18 protein-coding genes and 1 pseudogene are annotated in these 18,527 nt (G+C 44.6%); 5 read left to right on the top strand and 14 right to left on the bottom strand.

What is annotated here, in order from left to right; all coding sequences use genetic code 11:
• Positions 1-299 precede the first annotated feature (299 nt).
• The 5 genes from AABI20_RS04500 (at position 300) to AABI20_RS04480 (ending at position 5,953) form a co-directional block, all read left to right on the top strand.
• Positions 300-1,442, top strand: coding sequence for a 5-methyltetrahydropteroyltriglutamate--homocysteine S-methyltransferase (locus tag AABI20_RS04500; protein WP_338346890.1), 1,143 nt, complete (start codon positions 300-302; stop codon positions 1,440-1,442).
• A 14-nt stretch (positions 1,443-1,456) separates the two neighbouring features.
• Complete coding sequence (locus tag AABI20_RS04495) at positions 1,457-3,097, top strand: peptide ABC transporter substrate-binding protein (protein WP_338346888.1); 1,641 nt, start codon at positions 1,457-1,459, stop codon at positions 3,095-3,097.
• 70 nt (positions 3,098-3,167) lie between these two features.
• Positions 3,168-4,559: an amino acid permease gene (locus AABI20_RS04490; RefSeq protein ID WP_338345181.1), complete on the top strand. Its 1,392-nt coding sequence runs from the start codon at positions 3,168-3,170 to the stop codon at positions 4,557-4,559.
• Entirely contained in the window at positions 4,513-5,433 is a 921-nt protein-coding gene (mmuM, locus tag AABI20_RS04485) for a homocysteine S-methyltransferase (protein WP_338345180.1), read from the top strand. Before AABI20_RS04490 ends, mmuM begins: the two co-directional genes overlap by 47 nt.
• An 88-nt stretch (positions 5,434-5,521) precedes the next feature.
• Positions 5,522-5,953 (top strand): arsenate reductase ArsC, encoded by a 432-nt coding sequence (locus tag AABI20_RS04480; protein ID WP_338346886.1) that lies wholly within the window; start codon positions 5,522-5,524, stop codon positions 5,951-5,953.
• Between the two features lie 37 nt (positions 5,954-5,990).
• Here the strand turns inward: AABI20_RS04480 and AABI20_RS04475 are convergent, their stop codons facing one another.
• The 14 genes and pseudogenes from AABI20_RS04475 to AABI20_RS07590 all read right to left on the bottom strand — a co-directional run.
• On the bottom strand, positions 5,991-8,108 hold the full coding sequence (locus AABI20_RS04475) for a KUP/HAK/KT family potassium transporter (RefSeq protein WP_338345177.1): 2,118 nt from the start codon (positions 8,106-8,108) through the stop codon (positions 5,991-5,993).
• Between the two features lie 586 nt (positions 8,109-8,694).
• Positions 8,695-8,922 (bottom strand): hypothetical protein, encoded by a 228-nt coding sequence (locus tag AABI20_RS04470; protein ID WP_288846539.1) that lies wholly within the window; start codon positions 8,920-8,922, stop codon positions 8,695-8,697.
• A 24-nt stretch (positions 8,923-8,946) separates the two neighbouring features.
• The gene (locus AABI20_RS04465; protein WP_288846538.1) at positions 8,947-9,600 is read right to left on the bottom strand and encodes an amino acid ABC transporter permease; all 654 of its coding nucleotides are present in this window, start codon (positions 9,598-9,600) and stop codon (positions 8,947-8,949) included.
• 12 nt (positions 9,601-9,612) lie between these two features.
• The gene (locus tag AABI20_RS04460; RefSeq protein WP_047974563.1) at positions 9,613-10,254 is read right to left on the bottom strand and encodes an amino acid ABC transporter permease; all 642 of its coding nucleotides are present in this window, start codon (positions 10,252-10,254) and stop codon (positions 9,613-9,615) included.
• Positions 10,251-11,120, bottom strand: a complete 870-nt coding sequence (locus AABI20_RS04455; protein WP_047974562.1) for a transporter substrate-binding domain-containing protein — start codon at positions 11,118-11,120, stop codon at positions 10,251-10,253. Before AABI20_RS04455 ends, AABI20_RS04460 begins: the two co-directional genes overlap by 4 nt.
• 46 nt (positions 11,121-11,166) lie before the next feature.
• Entirely contained in the window at positions 11,167-11,904 is a 738-nt protein-coding gene (locus AABI20_RS04450) for an amino acid ABC transporter ATP-binding protein (protein ID WP_047974561.1), read from the bottom strand.
• 241 nt (positions 11,905-12,145) lie between these two features.
• A complete protein-coding gene (locus AABI20_RS04445; RefSeq protein WP_338346882.1) occupies positions 12,146-12,799 on the bottom strand; it encodes an amino acid ABC transporter permease in 654 nt (217 codons plus the stop codon).
• 12 nt (positions 12,800-12,811) lie between these two features.
• Entirely contained in the window at positions 12,812-13,453 is a 642-nt protein-coding gene (locus AABI20_RS04440) for an amino acid ABC transporter permease (RefSeq protein WP_047974559.1), read from the bottom strand.
• Positions 13,450-14,319: a transporter substrate-binding domain-containing protein gene (locus AABI20_RS04435; RefSeq protein ID WP_047974558.1), complete on the bottom strand. Its 870-nt coding sequence runs from the start codon at positions 14,317-14,319 to the stop codon at positions 13,450-13,452. Before AABI20_RS04435 ends, AABI20_RS04440 begins: the two co-directional genes overlap by 4 nt.
• A 25-nt stretch (positions 14,320-14,344) precedes the next feature.
• Entirely contained in the window at positions 14,345-15,082 is a 738-nt protein-coding gene (locus AABI20_RS04430) for an amino acid ABC transporter ATP-binding protein (protein WP_047974557.1), read from the bottom strand.
• Positions 15,083-15,316: 234 nt separating this feature from the next.
• The gene (locus AABI20_RS04425; RefSeq protein ID WP_288846534.1) at positions 15,317-15,850 is read right to left on the bottom strand and encodes a hypothetical protein; all 534 of its coding nucleotides are present in this window, start codon (positions 15,848-15,850) and stop codon (positions 15,317-15,319) included.
• A gap of 252 nt (positions 15,851-16,102) precedes the next feature.
• Positions 16,103-16,573, bottom strand: coding sequence for a DUF805 domain-containing protein (locus AABI20_RS04420; RefSeq protein ID WP_288846626.1), 471 nt, complete (start codon positions 16,571-16,573; stop codon positions 16,103-16,105).
• Between the two features lie 117 nt (positions 16,574-16,690).
• On the bottom strand, positions 16,691-17,938 hold the full coding sequence (locus AABI20_RS04415) for a DNA/RNA non-specific endonuclease (protein WP_338346880.1): 1,248 nt from the start codon (positions 17,936-17,938) through the stop codon (positions 16,691-16,693).
• A 486-nt stretch (positions 17,939-18,424) separates the two neighbouring features.
• Positions 18,425-18,527 (bottom strand): annotated as a pseudogene (locus AABI20_RS07590) (IS30 family transposase); the annotation flags it as partial.

Genomic DNA, 18,527 nt, shown 5'->3' with positions numbered 1-18,527 from the left:
TTGGATGAGTAATCCGCAAGCGATTCTACAGAAAACCGTGATTTGATGAGACACGGTGGATTGGCTACGGATGAAAATGGTCCAGGAGCGGTTCATAGTGCGGCGAGTCCTCTGCGATAAGCTGGCTACGGTTAACAACCGTTATCATGTTGCGATATAGCCCCCATTGGTGTATCGACTAAGGCTGGTCATAAGACCAGTGAAGTAGAGTGGTACAGCGTTTACATGCGCCTCTAGGTTCAGATTTAAAAATCTAAACCTAGAGGCGCTTTTTAATGTCTAGAAAAAGGAGAAGAGACATGACAGAAACAGCAGTAGCAACATTGACCAAGGCCCCCGTTCATTTTGATATCGTGGGTTCATTCTTACGACCAGCCCGCTTGAAGCAAGCCCAACAAGACTTTGCCGACGGCAACATCGCCAAAGCTGATTTGACTAAAATTCAAGATGAAGAAATCAAAGACCTCGTCGACAAGGAAGTCAAGGCCGGCCTCCACTACGTTTCAGATGGTGAATTCCGTCGTCACTGGTGGCACTTGGACACCTTCTGGGGTTTTGAAGGTATTAAAAAGACAAATGTCGCCCACGGCTACCTTTTCCACGATATTGAAACGCGAGCCGAATCAGCCCAAATTGACGGCAAAATCCGCTTCACAAAGGACCATCCTGATTTGCAGGCGTTCTTATACTTGAAGGAAATCACCAAGGATTTGGACGTTATCCCCCGTCAAAGCATCCCCTCTCCAGCTCAGGCCTATGCTGAGTTGGTTCGCGGTGAGGAAAACATTGCTGTTTTGAAGGAGTTTTACCCAAATCACGAAGACCTTATCATTGATTTGACCACTGCCTATCACGACCTTTACCTAGCCCTCTATGAAGCTGGTTGTCGTGACATCAAGTTAGATGACTGTACTTGGGGTATGCTCTCCGATACTGATTTTTGGGCAGAACAAAACATTGACCAAAAGGGCGTTGATGAACTGCAAGCAGAATACCTGAAGATCAATAACCTGTCATTAGAAAACTTGCCAGAAGACCTCCGTGTTAGCACACACGTTTGCCGTGGAAACTATGCTTCTACTTGGGCCGCAACTGGTGGCTATGATGCCGTTGCCGATACCTTGTTTGCTCAGGAAAACGTCGAATCCTTCTACTTGGAATTCGATGACGACCGTTCTGGTGACTTTGCACCACTGGCAAAGGTTCCTGCCGGCAAGGAAGTTGTTTTGGGCTTGGTAACTTCAAAGAAGCCTGAACTAGAAGACCCTCAAGTTTTGATTGACCGGGTCAAGGAAGCTAGCCAATACGTTCCTTTGGAAAACTTGGCTTTGAGTACACAATGTGGTTTCGCCTCTACTGAAGAAGGTAATCACCTAACAGAAGATGAACAATGGGCCAAGATTAAATTAGTTGTCGACACGGCCGAAAAAATTTGGGGATAGGCGGGCACTAATTCATGAAGCAATGGCAAAAATGGACGGCAGCAGCCGCCCTGGTAGTGGTTGTCGGTGGAGGACTGGCAACCTTTAATCATTTCAAAACGAACGCCTCTAAGGAAGACTCCGTTCTGAATTACTCTTTAGATAGCGATATCCAAACGCTTGATATCTCAAAGAGTTCGGACCAATACTCCACCACCATCTTGGGTAACACCGAATCGAACTTGCTGCGACTGAATGCCAAGGGCGAACCAGTTCCTGATTTGGCCAAGTCCTACAGCGTTTCAAGCGACGGCCTCACCTACACCGTCCAGTTACGGTCTGGGTTGAAATGGTCGGACGGCTCTGCCCTAACAGCCAAAGACTTTGTCTACTCCTGGCAACGGTTAGCCGATCCAAAGACCGGTTCCCAATACGCCTACCTGACCTCAGGTGTGAAAAATGCCGACGATATCATGGCGGGCAAAAAGCCAGTATCATCATTGGGCGTGACGGCCCAGGGCGATACGTTGACCTTTAAGCTTGAAAAGCCAATGCAGCAATTCAAGTACTTGCTGAGTTTCGCCCAGTTAATGCCACAAAAGGAATCCTACGTCAAAGACCAAGGTTCTCATTACGGTACCACCGCGAAAAATCAGATTTACTCTGGCCCCTATAAGTTGGAGGGTTGGAATGGAACCAACGAGTCCTTCAAGATGGTCAAGAACCCCGATTACTGGGACGCGAAAAACGTCAAAACCAAGCAGGTTAACTGGCAGGTTATCAAAAACCCAGAAAGTGCCATCAAACTTTATCAGCAAGGCAAAATTGATCGCGCAAAAATCTACGGTACACCAGAAATTTACGAAGCCAATAAGAATAATAAGGCGGCAACAACGACACCACTGGCTGTTTCTTCCTACCTCGAATACAATCAGGCCAAGAATCCATTCTTAGCAAATCAAAAGATTCGTCAGGCGCTGAACCTGGCCACCAATCGCCAAGCATTGGCTGATCAGGCCAGTGGTGGTACTCGTTACGCCGCAACAGGTCTAGTGCCAAAGAACTTGGTCAAGGCCACGAACGGCCAAGACCTGGCCAGCTACGTTAACCCTGGCTACAAATACGATCCAACGCAAGCCAAGAAGCTCTTTAAGGAAGGTCTTCAAGAAGTTAATAAGGGCAAGATGAACGTGACGATTGAAACCGATGCCGATGCAGTCGTTTCCAAGAGTACCGTTGATTACCTCAAGCAGGCTTGGGAATCAACCTTTGGCTCCGACATCTCTGTCACGGAAAAGATTGTGCCAATTAAGCAGCGGATGCAAGATGCCCAGAATGGTAACTTCGATATCACCTTAACCAACTGGACCGGTGATTACCAAGATGGTGTCAGCTACTATAACATGTTCAAGACGCCAACAACTGGTACTAATAGTGGCCAATTCAAGAATGATGCCTTTACAGCCGCTGTTAATCAAGCGGAAAATCAGGATGCCAATAAGCCGGCAGCCCGAGACGCTGATTTCAAGAAGGCTGAAGCCGCTTTGAAGGACCAAGCAAACTTGAACCCATTGTATTCATGGAAGCGTATTATCCTGAATCGACCAAATGTGAAGGGTGTTGTCTTGAACCCAACCGGTCTGCAGCTGGACTTGACCCACGCTTACCGCGACTAACCCTTGGTAAATCATTTAACCAATTTATTCTAGGAGCAACATTATTAAAACAGCAGAGCAAAACCAATCGATGAACACCAACCAGCTGATTGCACTGTCACTGGGTGGCGTGATTGGGACCGGGATTTTTATGAGTCCCGGTTATTTCATTAAAAGTGCCGGTGCCATCGGAACGGTGATTGCCTACCTGATTGGAGCCGTTCTCGTTTGCCTGGTCATGCAGTGCCTTAGTGAACTATCTGTTCACCAGCCAACCACGGGTGCCTTCCACGATTACGCCAACCAGTATATCAATCCCGGCGTCGGCTTCGTTGTCGCCTGGTTATACTGGCTCACCTGGACCATTGCATTAGGATCTAACCTGTTAACGATGGGCGTCTTAATGCAACGTTGGTTTCCGCAAGAACCAACATGGCTCTGGTGTCTCTTCTTTGGCCTCATCATGTTCATTTTGAACATTGGCAACCTTTCTTGGTTCTCCAAGAGTGAATCCATCACTTCCTGGGTCAAAACGTTTGCCCTCCTCTTCTTTATCGTTATTGGCTTTTTAATGGTCACAAGGATAATTCCTGGTCACCATATTCAAACCGCCGCTAACTTTGGCGAATTAACTAAGAATGGGTGGTTCCCACACGGAATCGGACCGATTTTAGCCACCATTTTGACCGCTAATTTCGCCTATTCTGGGGCAGAAATGATTGGTGTTGCCGCCGGTGAAACCAAGAATCCAGAAAAAGCCATTCCAAAGGCCAGTCGCAGAACCCTTCTTTTGCTCATTACGCTCTTTATTGGTGCCATCTTAATCATGGGTGCCCTCTTGGCACCTTCCGATAACGCCCTGGCAACGAGCCCCTTTGTGGCCATCTTGGGCCAAGCCGGCATTCCTGGCGCTGCTGATATCATGAACGCGATTTTAATTATCACGCTGTTCTCAGCTTCAAACGCTGGTGTCTTTGCCGCCTCACGGATGATTTGGTCACTAGCCGATAAGGGTGAAATTTCCCCTAAGTTCGGTAAGTTAAGTCGTCATGGTCTTCCGGTTTACGGCTTAATCCTAACAATGGCCGGCGGTGCCTTGTCCCTCCTCTCCAGTATTTACGCAGCACAAACGCTCTATTTAGCCCTCAACGCTCTTTCAGCCTTTGCCGTTGTTGCTGTTTGGATTGTGATTGCCTGGGCGCAGTTGAACTTCCGTAAACAGTACCAAAAAGAGCACGATATCAAGGACCTGAAATATAGGGCACCCCTTTATCCGTTAACGCCAATTGTCGTCATTGTCGCCTGCCTCGCTTCCATTATTGGCATCGGCTTTGATTCCAACCAACGGATTGCCCTGATTATCGGCGTTCCCTTTTCACTCTTTTTGTACGGTTACTACCAAATTTTTCAAGCTAAAAGTAAAGGACAATATCACCATGAATTTTCACGATTGGGCCAAACAACAGAAGACGATTTTATTTGATAGTTCAATGGGACTTGGACTGAGCAACCAGGGCTTCGATACGAATAACCCCCTCTGGACAGCAAAAGCGCTGATTACGGACCCCGATAAGGTCTACCAAGTTCACCTCGATTTTTTTAATGCCGGATCCAACATCACCACGACTGATTCTTACCAAGCATCAACCGCTGGTTTTGCCAAGCAGGGTCTGGGACGAGACGAGGCTGAAAAACTAATCAAGCAGTCCGTTGCCTTGGCAGAAAAAGCCAGCTTTGATAGCACTAGCCAGCAAGATAAGTGGGTGGCCGGCAATATCGGCCCCTACGGTGCCTATCTCGCCAACGGCGCCGAATATACCGGTGATTATAGTGATATTACGGATGGCGATTTAAAGGCCTTCCATGAAGATCGGCTTAAGTGGCTGGTTGAGGCTGGTAGTGATTTGATTGCCATCCAGACAGTTCCTAGCTTTGCTGAAATCAAGGTGCTCTGCCAACTGTTAAATCAGTACCCAGATGTTGACGTCCTCTTTACCTGTTCGTTAAAGGACAGTCAGCACATCAGTGATGGCACTGATTTACGGGAAGTGCAGGCTGTATTGGAAGCACAAGAAAACGTTATCGCTTATGGCTTTAACTGCTTTAAGCCCGAATTCACTGAAGATGCGTTGGACTATGTAATAGCAACTGCCACAACCGATAAAGCGATTGCTGTCGCTCCCAATGCTGGTGCCGACTATGACCCCGTCACGAAGACCTGGGGCGAGCCAAACGAAAAAATCTTTTCGGAAAAAGCACCAAGCTGGCGTCGTCACGGCGCTTCGTGGATTAGTGGTTGCTGCGAGATGATTCCCGCAGAGTTGAAGAAAGTTCGCACTGCCCTCTTTGAAAGATGATTACCTTTGAGAAAGCCCGTTCAGTTGAGCGGGCTTTTTTGACCCAAATTTTGTATAATCTAAATACGATAATTTTTGGAGAAATGCTATGCAACTTTATTTTTTATGCACTGGTAACTCATCACGTAGCCAGTTTGCCGAGGCTTACGCCCGCTACTATGCACCGGCCGATTGGCTAATCAAAAGTGCCGGGACAAATCCCCATGGAGTCCATCCCAAGACCATCGAGGGCTTAAATCAGGAGGGCTTTGATACCAGTCGTCTAACATCAGATGCCATTGATGATGATTTTTTAAACTCAGCCGACTACGTCGTAACACTTTGCGGTGATGCGCGCGACAATTGTCCAATTACTCCGGATTCCGTCCAAAAAGTGCACTTCCCATTAGGAGACCCTGCTAGGGTAACCGGTTCCGATGAAGAAATTACTGCTTTTTTCAAAGAAACCGCTGCAGAAATCAAGCAATTAATGCAGACATTCATCACTGATATACAAAAAACGCCTAAGGACAACTTCTGAAGAAGCCCCCTAGGCGTTTTTACTAGCTAAAATTATTTTATTCGTGATGGTGATCATCGTGGCGGTGAGGGTGTTCATCCCCATCTTGACGACGCTTCTTATCGATTGGGTTCACCGGATCATCGATGCGGCGGTTCCACCGATCCATCTTTGGCATCTGATTTTTAACTTCCAATTGCCGTAGCTTCGAAACGGTTTTATGTTCAATAAAGAGCGGCACAACTTCCTCAACCGTATCACTCAAACGCAAGCGATAGAAGTAACGGAGGTGGACAGAGTGGGATTGCAACCAAATGCGGCCACCGATTAAGAACCGGTCCCATGATGAAATCTTGGAGACAGCCTTCAAATCCGTATAGTAGTTATTGGTAATCACGTACTTAAAGTCACCAATACTCCGGTTCTTATCCAGTCCGTAGCGAATCTTTTGTGGTTCCAGTACACCCTGCTTAACCAAAACCTTGGCAATTTGGTGAATGTAGTATTCAACTTGTGGGTCAACCTTGAAACCAAGATTCAAAACGACTCGAACCATATTTTGGCTACCCATCAAATCAACCGAATAGCTCTTTTCGTATGGGTTAATGGATTCACGAATCGTGACGAACCAGTAAACCTTGGCCCGCTTTGGCCGAGCCCCCAAGAGCGAGTAGATGACTGATTTCTTAATTTGATAATCGTCATGAACGTTAACAATATAAACCAGGTTCTTCGCCATCAATGGCTCTTCTGAGTCGTTAGACAACTGCATCAACTGACGGCGGTAGTCTTTCAAGGACAAATAATCGTTGTTATAAGACAGTGCTTCGCGGCGCTTGTTTCCATAGAACCAGAAAACCATCACCGACAAAATCAGCAACATCAAGATCACCGTGAAGTATCCACCGTGAATGAACTTACCAAGACTGGCAATCAAGAAGAGCGTTTCCAGCAATCCGAATGGAACGGCAAACAAAATTGCCAGGCTTGTACGGGTCTTAAAGCGGATAAACTCGAACAGCAACGTCGTTGTCATCAACATCGTAACTGTAATGGCCAGACCATAGGCTGATTCCATGTTATGAGAAGTCTGGAAAAGCACAACCACAACTACACCGGCAACAAAGAGCATCCAGTTGACAATTGAGATATACATTTGACCGCGGAAATCGTTTGGATAAGTAATCCGCAACCGGGGCATAATCTTCAGCGAGATGGCTTCTGATACCAGAGTAAAGGCACCTGTAATCAAAGCCTGTGAAGCAATGACGGCTGCGATTGTACTCAAGATAACGCCGACCAGTCGCCACTGGTTTGGCAAGATATCAAAGAAGAGGTTCAAGTTTGAACCACTCGCATTGTGCATAATCACCCATGCACCTTGCCCCATATAGTTCAAAACCAATGTGACATACACAAATGGCCAACTCAAATAAATATTGCGCTTACCAACGTGGCCCATATCCGAATACAGTGCTTCGGCACCGGTTGTGGCCAAGAAGATATTTCCTAAAATAAAAATACCTAGGCGGTTATCCGGACTAAATAGCGTTTGTATGGCGTAAACAGGGGAAAGGGCCTTTAAAATCTCTGGATATTGAATGACTTGTAACAGGCCAAAGAAACCAATAAAGGTAAACCAAATGAGCATCATTGGACCAAACATTCGGCCAATTTTGGTTGTCCCCTTTCTTTGCAGAGTAAAGACGACCAACAAAATCGTCAGCACCACCGGCACAACGAAGTCAATTCCCGTTGGGAACATCAGGGAACCAAACTTTTGCCCCTCTAGCCCTTCCACAGCAGACGTGACCGTCACAGCCGGGGTCAAAGCCCCATCGGCCAGCAGAGCTGCCCCACCGACCATGGCCGGGATGATGAGCCACTTCATGTTGCGATTACGGACCTTACTATACAGGGAGAAGATACCACCTTCACCGTGGTTATCCGCCTGCAGGGCAATTAAGACATACTTAATCGTCGTAATTAACATCAAAGTCCAAAAAACAAGGGAAATTGACCCAATTACCAAGTTCTTCATATTGTCGGTATGTGCATTGCCGGCAATAATAGCATTCATGGTATATAGTGGGGACGTTCCAATGTCACCATAGACAATGCCTAAGGCGATCAGGAAGCCACCGTACTTTAACCGCTTCTTTGCTGAATCCGTCATTTCTTCTCTCCTATAAAATTAGTCATTGACGGTCACTTTCTTCATGACTTTTGAGTGCCTCAAAGAACTAATCTAATTTAGATAAAAGTATTTTTTCAATCTATTTTCTTGGTTTTCAAATCGTTTTTCCAACATCAGAAGCACTTTTGTCGCGCAACTTTTTTTCTACCAATCAAAGGAGAGTTTAACTCGCTTGGAAAGAATATACAAGGAAAAATAATGCTTTTCATTAGTTCATTTTTACCACTATTTTACTTTTATTTCAACAAGCACTAATTTAGAAGCAAAGTATCAGCATTTAATGGCGCAAATGCGGTACTGACAGGTAAGCGGTTATATTAAATTCATTTCGAAAATATCAATCCTATCAGGCCAGCTTGAGCATCATCTTACTTGCATCGGTACTGAACTGCGACAAACCTAGCCTACCTGTCAACATCAAAAAGCCAATAGCTACTAGAACAACCACTGTCAGCTCACCCAAAAATAAAAGACACCACCGTCATCATGGGAAGCACTGTCTTTTAACTCAGATAGTAGCACATGGATCAGGTGATGTCTTTTTTGATGCTAACAGTAATCGCTCTTAGTCATTATCGAAGTTATCACGAGCAGCTTGCGCCCATACTTCATCGACCATATTGTTTAGACCACGCTGGTCCCCAGCGATGCTTTTTTGAACAGCCAAACTCACATCCGATGCAAAGGCGGCTGGTGACTTCATATGATTAACCACAGCAAAGGTCATCAACACAGCAAAAAAAGCTGAGGCCACAGCAGCAATAATCTTTGATTTTTTCTTTGGATCGAACATAAACAACTGTCCTCTTGTCGTGTTTTAAGCTAATTTTTTGTCAAACCACTTAGCGATTAATGAAAAACCATAGTTTAGCAAGAAGTATACCACCGTCAAGACCACAAGAACAGGAATAATGTAATTCGTATTCTGCGCGTAGACGATTTGACCCCGGTACGTCATTTCAGCCAGCACAATTCCGGATGCCAAACTCGTGTCCTTCACCAAAGAAATCAGCTGTGAAATAATTGGCGGAATCATCTTCTTATAGGCCTGCGGCAGCACGATGTGCCACATTGTCTGCATGTTGGACAAGCCGTTTGCCCGTGCGCCTTCAAATTGACCGCGGTCAACCGCTTCCAGTCCACCACGAACAATTTCAGCCAACATGGCCGACTCAAAGAAAGTCATCGCTGCCACAGTCGCCCAAAAGATTGGCAAGTGGATGCCTAATTGTGGCAAGGCAAAGTAAGTAAAGAAGATAATCAGCAACAGTGGCAAGTTACGGACAATGTTGTTCAACGTGCCAACAAATGATGAAAAGAATGGAATCTTTTCAAATTGAATAATCCCCACAATGGAACCAAACAGCAGACTCAAGACAACCGAAATGGCTGAAACGCCAACGGTAATGCCTAAGCCGCCAAGCAGGTAGCCCATGTTCGCTGAGGTAAAAGCGTTAAAAAATTCAGACATGACCTTTCCTCCTTAGGCTTTCTTCTTCAACTTGGTTTCCAAGTGTTGAACGTAGTAACTCAGTGGCATCGTAATCACCAAATAGAAGACACCAATAATGATGTACGTCGTAAAGGTATCAAAGGATGAAGCCGCCACTAAGTTACCCTGGTACATTAAGTCCAAACCACCAACAAAGGCTAAAATGGAGGAATTCTTGACCAGATTGATAAACTGATTTCCCAATGAAGGAATCGCCACCTTAAAGGCCTGGGGTAAAATAATCACCCGCATAGCCTGGTTAAAGGTCAACCCGTTTGCACGGGCCCCCTCCATTTGGCCAGCTTCAATCGACAGAATGCCGGCACGAACCGATTCAGCGATAAAGGCGGACGTGTACAGGGTCAAACCGACCGTTCCGGCAACAAAACCAGTCATCTTAATCACCTTCGCTACTGCCAAATACAGGAAAAGCGTGATAATCAAGAGTGGAATATTCCGGAAAACCTGAACATAGATATTGCCAATGATGCGACCGGTCTTCGAAGATGAGACCTGCATAATGGCAAACAGGGTTCCCAAAACTAGTGAACCAATTAGGGCAATAATACTTGCTAAAAGCGTGTGCCCAAATCCTTGGACAAACACTGAAAAATATTGATTTAAAAGGCTCATTTGTTTACCTCCAAATCATGCCAATCCAAGCCAGGAACGTTATGGAACCACTTTTCAACCAAACGGTTGTACGTGCCATTTTCCTGCAAAGTCTTCAAAGCGCGGTTGGCCTGCTTTGTCATTGGCTTTTGGTTATGGTCAAAGGCCATTCCGTAAGGTGCCTTGGTGAAGACCCCACCAACAAGGTGGTAGTCTGGATTTTCGGTCGCCAAACCATAAAGGATGGCATTATCCGTTGACAGTGCCTGTCCCTGTCCTGATTTCAAAGCCTGCATCGCAGAAGCGTAGTCCTGCAAAGCAATAATCTTAGCCTTGGGCGCATACTTCTTCGTTTCTTGGGCGGCGGTTGTTCCGACAACGACCAACACCGTGTACTTCGGATCGTTCATATCCTTGACGGATTGAATGCCAGAGTCCTTTTTAACCAATAATGACTGACCGGCGTTAAAGTAAACGTTGGTAAAGTCAACGATTTTCGCTCTTTCTGGCGTAATCGTCATCGTGGAAATCAGCCCATCGATGTTCGTATTTTTCAGCAACTGAATCCGCGAAGCGGAAGATACTGGCACAAAGGCTGCTGAAAGTTTCGTATTGGTTTGTTTAGCAATCTGGGCGGTCATCGCCTTTGCCAAATCAATTTCAAAACCGGCCGGTTGGGCAGTTTTAGTATCCATCAGGCCAAAAAGTTTCGTATCGGCTTTAACACCCCAGGTAATTTGCCCCTTCCTTTCAACCCGGGCCAGGGTATCTTGGTGCGTTTTGTTTTTGTCAATCGTCACGCTGGCCCAAAAAGCCCCCAGCAAAATCAGGGCAGCCAAAACCAGCGAAGCAATGATTCCAAAACGGCGTTTTCTAATCTTTTCCATACGCTTTGTCTAACTAAGTTAATTTAGCTAGACCCTTCCTTCCATTTTAGTGATGTTCTACCTGGCTCAAGAACTTCTTGGCCCGTGGTTCTGTTGGGTTCTCAAAGAAAGCTTCCGTTGAACTATCTTCTAAGATTCGGCCATCGGCCATAAAAATCACCCGATCAGCGACCGCCTTGGCGAAACTCATTTCATGAGTCACCACCAGCAAGGTCATATCGGAATCGCGCGCAATATCACGCATGACATCCAGCACATCCCCAATCATTTCAGGATCCAAGGCGGAAGTTGGCTCATCAAACAGCAAAGCCTTTGGCTTCATTGCCAATGAACGAGCGATTGCCACTCGTTGCTTCTGGCCTCCTGATAACGCTGCCGGCATGCTATTCGCCTTATCTGCTAAACCAACCTGCTCTAACAATTCCATGGCAATCCGCTTGTTCTCGGCTTCATCGCGGTGCAAAACCAAGCGTGGTGCCAGCATAATATTTTCCAAAACCGTCTTGTTGTTGTAGAGGTTAAAGTGCTGGAAAACCATCCCAACGTTCTTACGAATCTTATTAATATCCGTCTTGGGGTCATGCAGGTCAAACCCATCAACCAACAATTGTCCCTCTTCGATTTCTTCCAAACCATTGATTGTGCGAATCAAGGTTGACTTTCCGGAACCGGAAGGGCCAATGAGGACCACCGTTTCACCCGCGTCAATTTTCAAGTTCACATCGTGTAAGGCATGAAAATCCCCGTAGTACTTTTGTACATCTTTGAATTCAATCATTGACATCGCTTTTCTCCTCACAAAAAAGTCGCCTCTTCCTAACTGCAGGAAAAGGCGTTAAGATTAATACGTACATTTTACCATTTATAGCCCCTCTACGTTAGGTATTTTGACTAAAAGACTTGAAATCGACCTAGTTCTACTAGTTAATTGCTAAGTTGCCGAACTAAAGACAACTAATTTGTCCAAAAGAAAAAACGATCCACTCAAAAGTGAATCGTTTTCTTCATATATAATAGGCAAACAATTATGCCAACTTGTGATCAAACCACTTGGCAATCAATGACAAGCCGTAGTTTAACAGGAAGTAAACCAAGGTCATCACGACCAAGACGGGCACGATGAAATTCGTGTTTTGTGCGTAGATAATTTGGCCACGGTAAGTCAATTCCGCAAGAACAATTCCGGATGCCAAACTCGTATCCTTCACTAAGGAAATCAGTTGCGAGATAATTGGCGGAATCATCTTCTTATAGGCTTGTGGCAACACAATATGCCACATCGTCTGCATGTTCGTCAAACCATTGGCACGGGCCCCTTCAAACTGGCCCGCATCAACAGCTTCCAAACCACCACGGACAATTTCAGCCAACATTGCCGACTGGAAAACCGTCATGGCCACGACCGTTGCCCAAAAAATTGGCAAGTGCAGGCCTAATTGTGGCAAAGCAAAGTAGGTAAAGAAAATAATTAACAACAACGGCAAGTTACGGACGATGTTGTTGATTGTTCCAACGAAACTTGAGAAGTAAGGAATCTTTTCAAAGAAAACAATTCCAATAATGGAACCAAAAATCAGACTCAAAACAACCGAGATGATTGAGACCCCAACGGTAATCCCTAGACCGCCCATCAGGTAGCCGAGGTTTGCCTCTGTAAAGGCACTAAAAAATCCTGACATTCTGCGGCCTCCTTATGCGTTCTTCTTCAATTTATGTTCAAGGTGTTGGATGTAGTAACTGAGTGGCAAGGTGATTACCAGATAGAAGAGTCCAATGATAATGTAAGTCGTAAAGGTATCAAAGGAGTTCGCTGCCACGATGTTTCCTTGGTACATCAAGTCCAATCCACCGACAAAGGCCAAAATTGATGAGTTCTTAACTAAGTTAATAAACTGATTTCCTAATGACGGAATCGCCACCTTGAAGGCCTGAGGTAAGATAATGACCCGCATTGCCTGACCAAACGTCAATCCGTTTGCTCGTGCCCCTTCCATCTGGCCAGCTTCTATGGAAAGAATACCAGCTCGGACAGATTCAGCAATAAAGGCTGACGTATACAGCGTCAAGGCAATTGTTCCAGCCGTAAACCCAGTCATCTTAATCACTTTCGCTACCGCGAGGTAGAAGAAGAGTGTAATAATCAACAAAGGAATATTTCGGAAAACCTGGACATAAATATTACCAATCGAGCGGGCCGTTCTTGAATTCGTGACCTGCATAATCGCAAAAATTGTTCCTAAAATCAGTGATCCCACCAAGGCAAAGATACTAGCCAACAGGGTGTGACCAAATCCTTGGAGGAAAACCGAGAAATTTTGTTCAAACAAACTCATTCGTGCACCTCCAAATCATGCCAATCCAAACCTGGCACCTGACCGAACCACTTCTTAATCAACTGGTTGTAGACACCGTTCTTCTTCATGGTGTTAATTGCCTGATTGACTTGATCAACCATTGGCTTTTGATCATGGTCAAAGGCTGCCCCGTAAGGACCGTTGGTCAACGTACCACCAACAACCTGGTAGTCTGGGTTTTCCGTGGCCAAACCATACAAAATCGCGTTATCGGTTGAGATTGCTTGTCCTTGACCAGCCTTCAATGCCTGCATGGCAGAAGCATAGTCTTGTAAGGCAATCGTCTTGGCCTTCGGTGCAAACTTTTTAATGTTTTGAGCTGCGGTTGTTCCGACAACGACCAAAACAGTCTTGCTTGGGTCGTTCAAATCATTGACAGACTTAATACCTGAATCCTTCTTAACTAACAGTGACTGACCCGCTGGGAAATATGGTTGACTGAAATCAACAATCTTTGCCCGTTCTGGGGTAATCGTCATCACACCGAAGACCCCATCAATATTGGTGTTCTTCAGTAATTGAATCTTAGAAGCAGTTGAAACCGTCACGAAGGATGGTGTCAACTTTTCGCCGATTTGCTTACCAATTTGCTTGGTGACAGCCTTGGCCATATCGACATCGAATCCTTCAGATTGACCAGTCTTCGTGTCCATCAAACCAAACAGCTTCGTATCAGCCTTGGTTCCCCAAACAATTTTCCCACTCTTCTTTACTCGAGTGAGGGTATCTTGGTGCTTGGCATTATGTGCAACCGTTTGTTGCGCCCAAAATAGACCAAGGACAATGGCCAGGGCTAAAATAATAGTCGCGATTAAGCCAAAGCGCCGCTTCTTTGCTTTTTCCATAAAGCAATTCCCCTTTCCCGTCTTCTTAGTGGTGTTCCACCTGGCTTAAGAACTTCTTCGCCCGCGGTTCTCGAGGATTTTCAAAGAAACTAGCTGTCGAATTATCTTCCAAAATGCGACCGTCAGCCATAAAGATCACCCGGTCGGCCACTGCCTTGGCAAAGCCCATTTCGTGCGTCACAACCAACAAAGTCATGGATGAATCCTTGGCAATATCACGCATCACATCCAAAACATCTCCAATCATTTCGGGGTCCAATGCAGAAGTTGGTTCATCGAACAAGAGTGCCTTTGGCTTCATTGCCAAAGACCGGGCAATGGCGATTCGTTGCTTTTGACCACCTGATAAGGCAGATGGCATGTTATTGGCCTTATCAGCCAAACCAACTTTTTCAAGCAATTCCATTGCGATTCGCTTGTTTTCGGCCTCTTCACGGCCCAAAACTAGACGCGGTGCCAACATGATGTTCTCCAACGCTGTTTTGTTGTTATACAAATTAAAGTGTTGGAAGACCATCCCGACATCCCGACGGATCTTATTAATGTCGGTTTTGGGGTCGTGGAGGTCTTGACCATCCACAATCAACTGCCCGTCTTCGATTTCTTCTAAACCGTTGACGGTTCGAATCAAGGTCGACTTTCCTGACCCAGAAGGGCCAATTAAGACAACAGTCTCACCAGCATCAATTTTTAAATTGATGTCGTGGAGGGCATGAAAGTCACCATAGTACTTTTGTACATTTTTGAATTCGATCATTGACATCGTTTTTCTCCTTGCAACATTTATTCTAGTCGACCGTAAGTGGGCCAAGCTTATTTCCATCTTACGGGTCAACGTCCTATAAACTGACAAACTTTGTTAGCTAACATAACAAAAGAATGAAAAAAGCTTAAGGTTTTTCTTATATTGACCACCTAAAAACAAACAAAAAGAGCAAAAGAAGACAAACGTTCTGCTTTTACTCTAAAATAATTCACCTGATTTTCAACCTTGTCGTTAGGCCCGGTGACCCGTTTCCAATCTATCTTCCATTTTTTCAATTAATGGTTCGACAGGGAACCGATTTCTGAGGTAATCAAAAATGGCTAAGATAATTGGTCGAACAATCAAGAAGAAAATCGGTACAGCAACAAAGAACGTTTTGACCCAATTCATCAAGTAACCTGGCAAGAATTGTGGGTAAAGACGATGGTACATTTCGGTCAGCCAGAGCATCATGATGGAAACATTAAGCATCATCACAGTCAATGGGACCGTGTAACTTTCGGACAAATGATTTTTAATAAATTTCGGATAATGCTTATGAAGCCGCATGGTAATTGGCAGGGTCACAAACGTTCGCAGGCAATAAATAAAGACCACAATAACGGGGTACATGAGCCAAACGCGTTCTAGCTTCTGTTCAGAAAAACCAAAACGAATAACAGTATTATATGTGGACATGATGGCAACCATCACGATTGGAAAAACCCAAGCAAGGGTATTAGGGTGGTGCAAAAGCTTATGTAAAAATTTGGATAACGATTTCATCTAATAATTTTCCTTTCATTTATTATTTTTCCACCAAAAAAATCAGCCTGGGCGACCCGATGGCAACCCTAGCTGATTCAACGGCAGGAAATGTCAAAGCACTTATATTTCAACCATAACAGAAAACCTGACATTTGTCTAAATTTGTTAATGTTTCTATCTTACTAGCAATAAATTATAAACTAAAAAAGCAATTCAGAATTGGAATTGCTTTCTCAAAGTTGTATCAATTGATGTTATTGTCGGCAAGCTTTAGCGCTGATTTTTACCAATCATTCGAACGTTTGCTAACTTATCGGTTGGAAAGACTAAGATCAACAGAATCAATAAGGACACGATATCGTTCAACACCCCGGTGGAACCAAAAGCATCAGACAAGATATCGATGGCAAAAACAATCCAAACCAGGACGGCATTCAACCCTGTATCTCGAATACGTCGGACTTCCAACGATAGCGAAGGAATTAAAATAGCCAAAAAAACCAATGTTGAGACAACTAGCCAAAGGATTAGACCACCCGACAAGGTCGTTAACCAATGCCAAATATTCATTTTTTCATTAGCTGGTGACAGGCCGGCAAAAACAGCCATAATCACAGTCGCAATTACCCAAAGAATTGCCAAAATGCCGCCAAGTAAAACCATCCACCAATATTCGGCCCTAGTCGCAGTACCGGTAAAATTAAAATAGTTTTTCCAAAAGCTTTTGAAAGAAGCCCCCATAGTCATTTGTGTTGTTCTCCTTCTCTTTTCCTATTAATTGCTATTGTACGCAAAGTCAGATAGCCACGCAAGATGGCATAGTGTTGAATAGGGGAAGTTCTTCTGCTTCGTTTCCAATCACTGCTTTAACGAAAGACGTTTCCCCAGAGCCTTTGCCTGTGCCTCAGTCATTGTAATGATGTTTGCCTTATTAGTGCGAGCCGGCATTGAATCGGTACTGTACCAGTAAACATCTGACTTACCACCACCAGTAACATAAACGATTCTATCGGATCCGCCACCATTTTCTTGATTAGAAGACTGGGCTGGTTGGGAAGTCGAGGCAGCAGGCTGTGATGATGATGCCGCTGGAGCGGCTGGTTGCGTTGCAGCAGCCGTACTTTGTTCCTGCTTCTTTTCCTGGTTTTCGCTTGACTTACTACTACTGGTCTTATTTTCCTTGGCTCCAGTGCCACTACCGGCTTTGGGCACTGTATTTGTTGCCCGCCCACTAGCATAATCAATTGTCCCGTTTGGTGTCACATTATCAAGAACAACATGAGTAACTCCGTTACTATCAGTGGACTCTTTACCTGATCCTAGTTGAATCGTAAGTGCCTTACCGGAGCTATCTAAGCCGACATAATCCAATTTTACTTGTCGAGGGATCAGTTCATCCCCCTGGTAAATTGGTGTTACTTGGTAGTCTAGCCAATAGTTGGGGTGGTTAGCCAACCAAGAGTCAAGACGATTTTCATAGAAAAGCATCGAATCCTGGTTACTATCGTTCATTCCCTTATAATTACCAGCATTCATCCAAGCCGTTTCTGGTACTAAGTTTTTGGGTTCATCATTCAAACCGCTAAATTGGTAACCAACCAAATGACCTCGGTTCATTACCCAAGCCTGCTTGGTTCCATCACCATAATAAAATTTAAAGTTGTGCCACCCGACCGGGTTGTACTTTAATTTTGCTGGCCGTTTAACTTTTGGCTCATCCTTATCCTGCAATTGAATATGAGAATAAGTTGCTCGACCCAATCGATCCAAGTCACCCATGACCATTTGCCGCTTGCCGGTAAATGTTAAGAGGCCACTATCCGTTTGCTGTTTTTGGTCAACATTGGCACTTGAACTTTGAGTAGCTGTGGCACTACTTGAAGTAGCAGCCGATTTTTTTGACTGCGATGCTCTTATAGCTGATTTTTTCGCCTTTGGCTTGTCATCCGCCTGTGATTGATCGGCAGGTGTCGTTACTCCAGCAATCATAAAGAAGGCCAGCGTTGCCACTAGTAACCACTTACCTCGCTTTTGCAGTTTCAACCCCGCCCGCTTATCCTTCACCCATTCGACCATTAGCCAAATCAGGGATACGAAAAATAGCATTACAAAAAATCCATTCATGGTTTCTCCCTCGCTCTTAGCGTGTTTTTGCGCACGTTGTTCAAGTTAATGGAAGAAAATACTAAATTTATTGATTATATTTTCTTAGCAATTAAAGACGTTGCTAAAAAATTCTCTCTAGTACCTCTACCTTCACCCAATTCAAACGTTAGACATTTAGATATTAATTTATACCTTTTTCTATTTTACAGTATTTTTTTCTAATGTGTATCAGTGCATAAATATTCAAAGAGGCTGTAATAAAAAGTAATTTTATATCGACTAACGCATGACAAATTTATCAACCAGCATTTACCCCGGCATTATTTGATTAATTGATTGGATGAGGAAATTTTAGGTTTTGTCTCCTCCTGTCGATTAAACATTCGTTCAAAAACCCTATAATCAACAAAAGCACACCTTCAACTTTTACAGTGTAATTCAAGAAAGGGCTAAATCCTCCACAACATCTTGATTAATAAAGGCAGATTACAAGTTTAATTCGAACGCATCCGTAAAAACTTCCAATGGTGTTTGATAATGATGTAATTTCATGGGCCGCTTGTTAATGAGTTCAACCGCCTCATATAAT

The organism is Fructobacillus cardui, from assembly GCF_963580785.1.
Taxonomy (GTDB): Bacteria; Bacillota; Bacilli; order Lactobacillales; family Lactobacillaceae; genus Fructobacillus; species Fructobacillus cardui.
This window is presented reverse-complemented; position numbering and strand designations above follow the sequence as displayed.

Coding starts and splice junctions, on each gene's coding strand:
- AABI20_RS04500 (WP_338346890.1), top strand. CDS start 300: ATGACAGAAACAGCAGTAGCAACATTGACCAAGGCCCCCGTTCATTTT.
- AABI20_RS04495 (WP_338346888.1), top strand. CDS start 1,457: ATGAAGCAATGGCAAAAATGGACGGCAGCAGCCGCCCTGGTAGTGGTT.
- AABI20_RS04490 (WP_338345181.1), top strand. CDS start 3,168: ATGAACACCAACCAGCTGATTGCACTGTCACTGGGTGGCGTGATTGGG.
- mmuM (WP_338345180.1), top strand. CDS start 4,513: ATGAATTTTCACGATTGGGCCAAACAACAGAAGACGATTTTATTTGAT.
- AABI20_RS04480 (WP_338346886.1), top strand. CDS start 5,522: ATGCAACTTTATTTTTTATGCACTGGTAACTCATCACGTAGCCAGTTT.
- AABI20_RS04475 (WP_338345177.1), bottom strand. CDS start 8,108: ATGACGGATTCAGCAAAGAAGCGGTTAAAGTACGGTGGCTTCCTGATC.
- AABI20_RS04470 (WP_288846539.1), bottom strand. CDS start 8,922: ATGTTCGATCCAAAGAAAAAATCAAAGATTATTGCTGCTGTGGCCTCA.
- AABI20_RS04465 (WP_288846538.1), bottom strand. CDS start 9,600: ATGTCTGAATTTTTTAACGCTTTTACCTCAGCGAACATGGGCTACCTG.
- AABI20_RS04460 (WP_047974563.1), bottom strand. CDS start 10,254: ATGAGCCTTTTAAATCAATATTTTTCAGTGTTTGTCCAAGGATTTGGG.
- AABI20_RS04455 (WP_047974562.1), bottom strand. CDS start 11,120: ATGGAAAAGATTAGAAAACGCCGTTTTGGAATCATTGCTTCGCTGGTT.
- AABI20_RS04450 (WP_047974561.1), bottom strand. CDS start 11,904: ATGTCAATGATTGAATTCAAAGATGTACAAAAGTACTACGGGGATTTT.
- AABI20_RS04445 (WP_338346882.1), bottom strand. CDS start 12,799: ATGTCAGGATTTTTTAGTGCCTTTACAGAGGCAAACCTCGGCTACCTG.
- AABI20_RS04440 (WP_047974559.1), bottom strand. CDS start 13,453: ATGAGTTTGTTTGAACAAAATTTCTCGGTTTTCCTCCAAGGATTTGGT.
- AABI20_RS04435 (WP_047974558.1), bottom strand. CDS start 14,319: ATGGAAAAAGCAAAGAAGCGGCGCTTTGGCTTAATCGCGACTATTATT.
- AABI20_RS04430 (WP_047974557.1), bottom strand. CDS start 15,082: ATGTCAATGATCGAATTCAAAAATGTACAAAAGTACTATGGTGACTTT.
- AABI20_RS04425 (WP_288846534.1), bottom strand. CDS start 15,850: ATGAAATCGTTATCCAAATTTTTACATAAGCTTTTGCACCACCCTAAT.
- AABI20_RS04420 (WP_288846626.1), bottom strand. CDS start 16,573: ATGGGGGCTTCTTTCAAAAGCTTTTGGAAAAACTATTTTAATTTTACC.
- AABI20_RS04415 (WP_338346880.1), bottom strand. CDS start 17,938: ATGCTATTTTTCGTATCCCTGATTTGGCTAATGGTCGAATGGGTGAAG.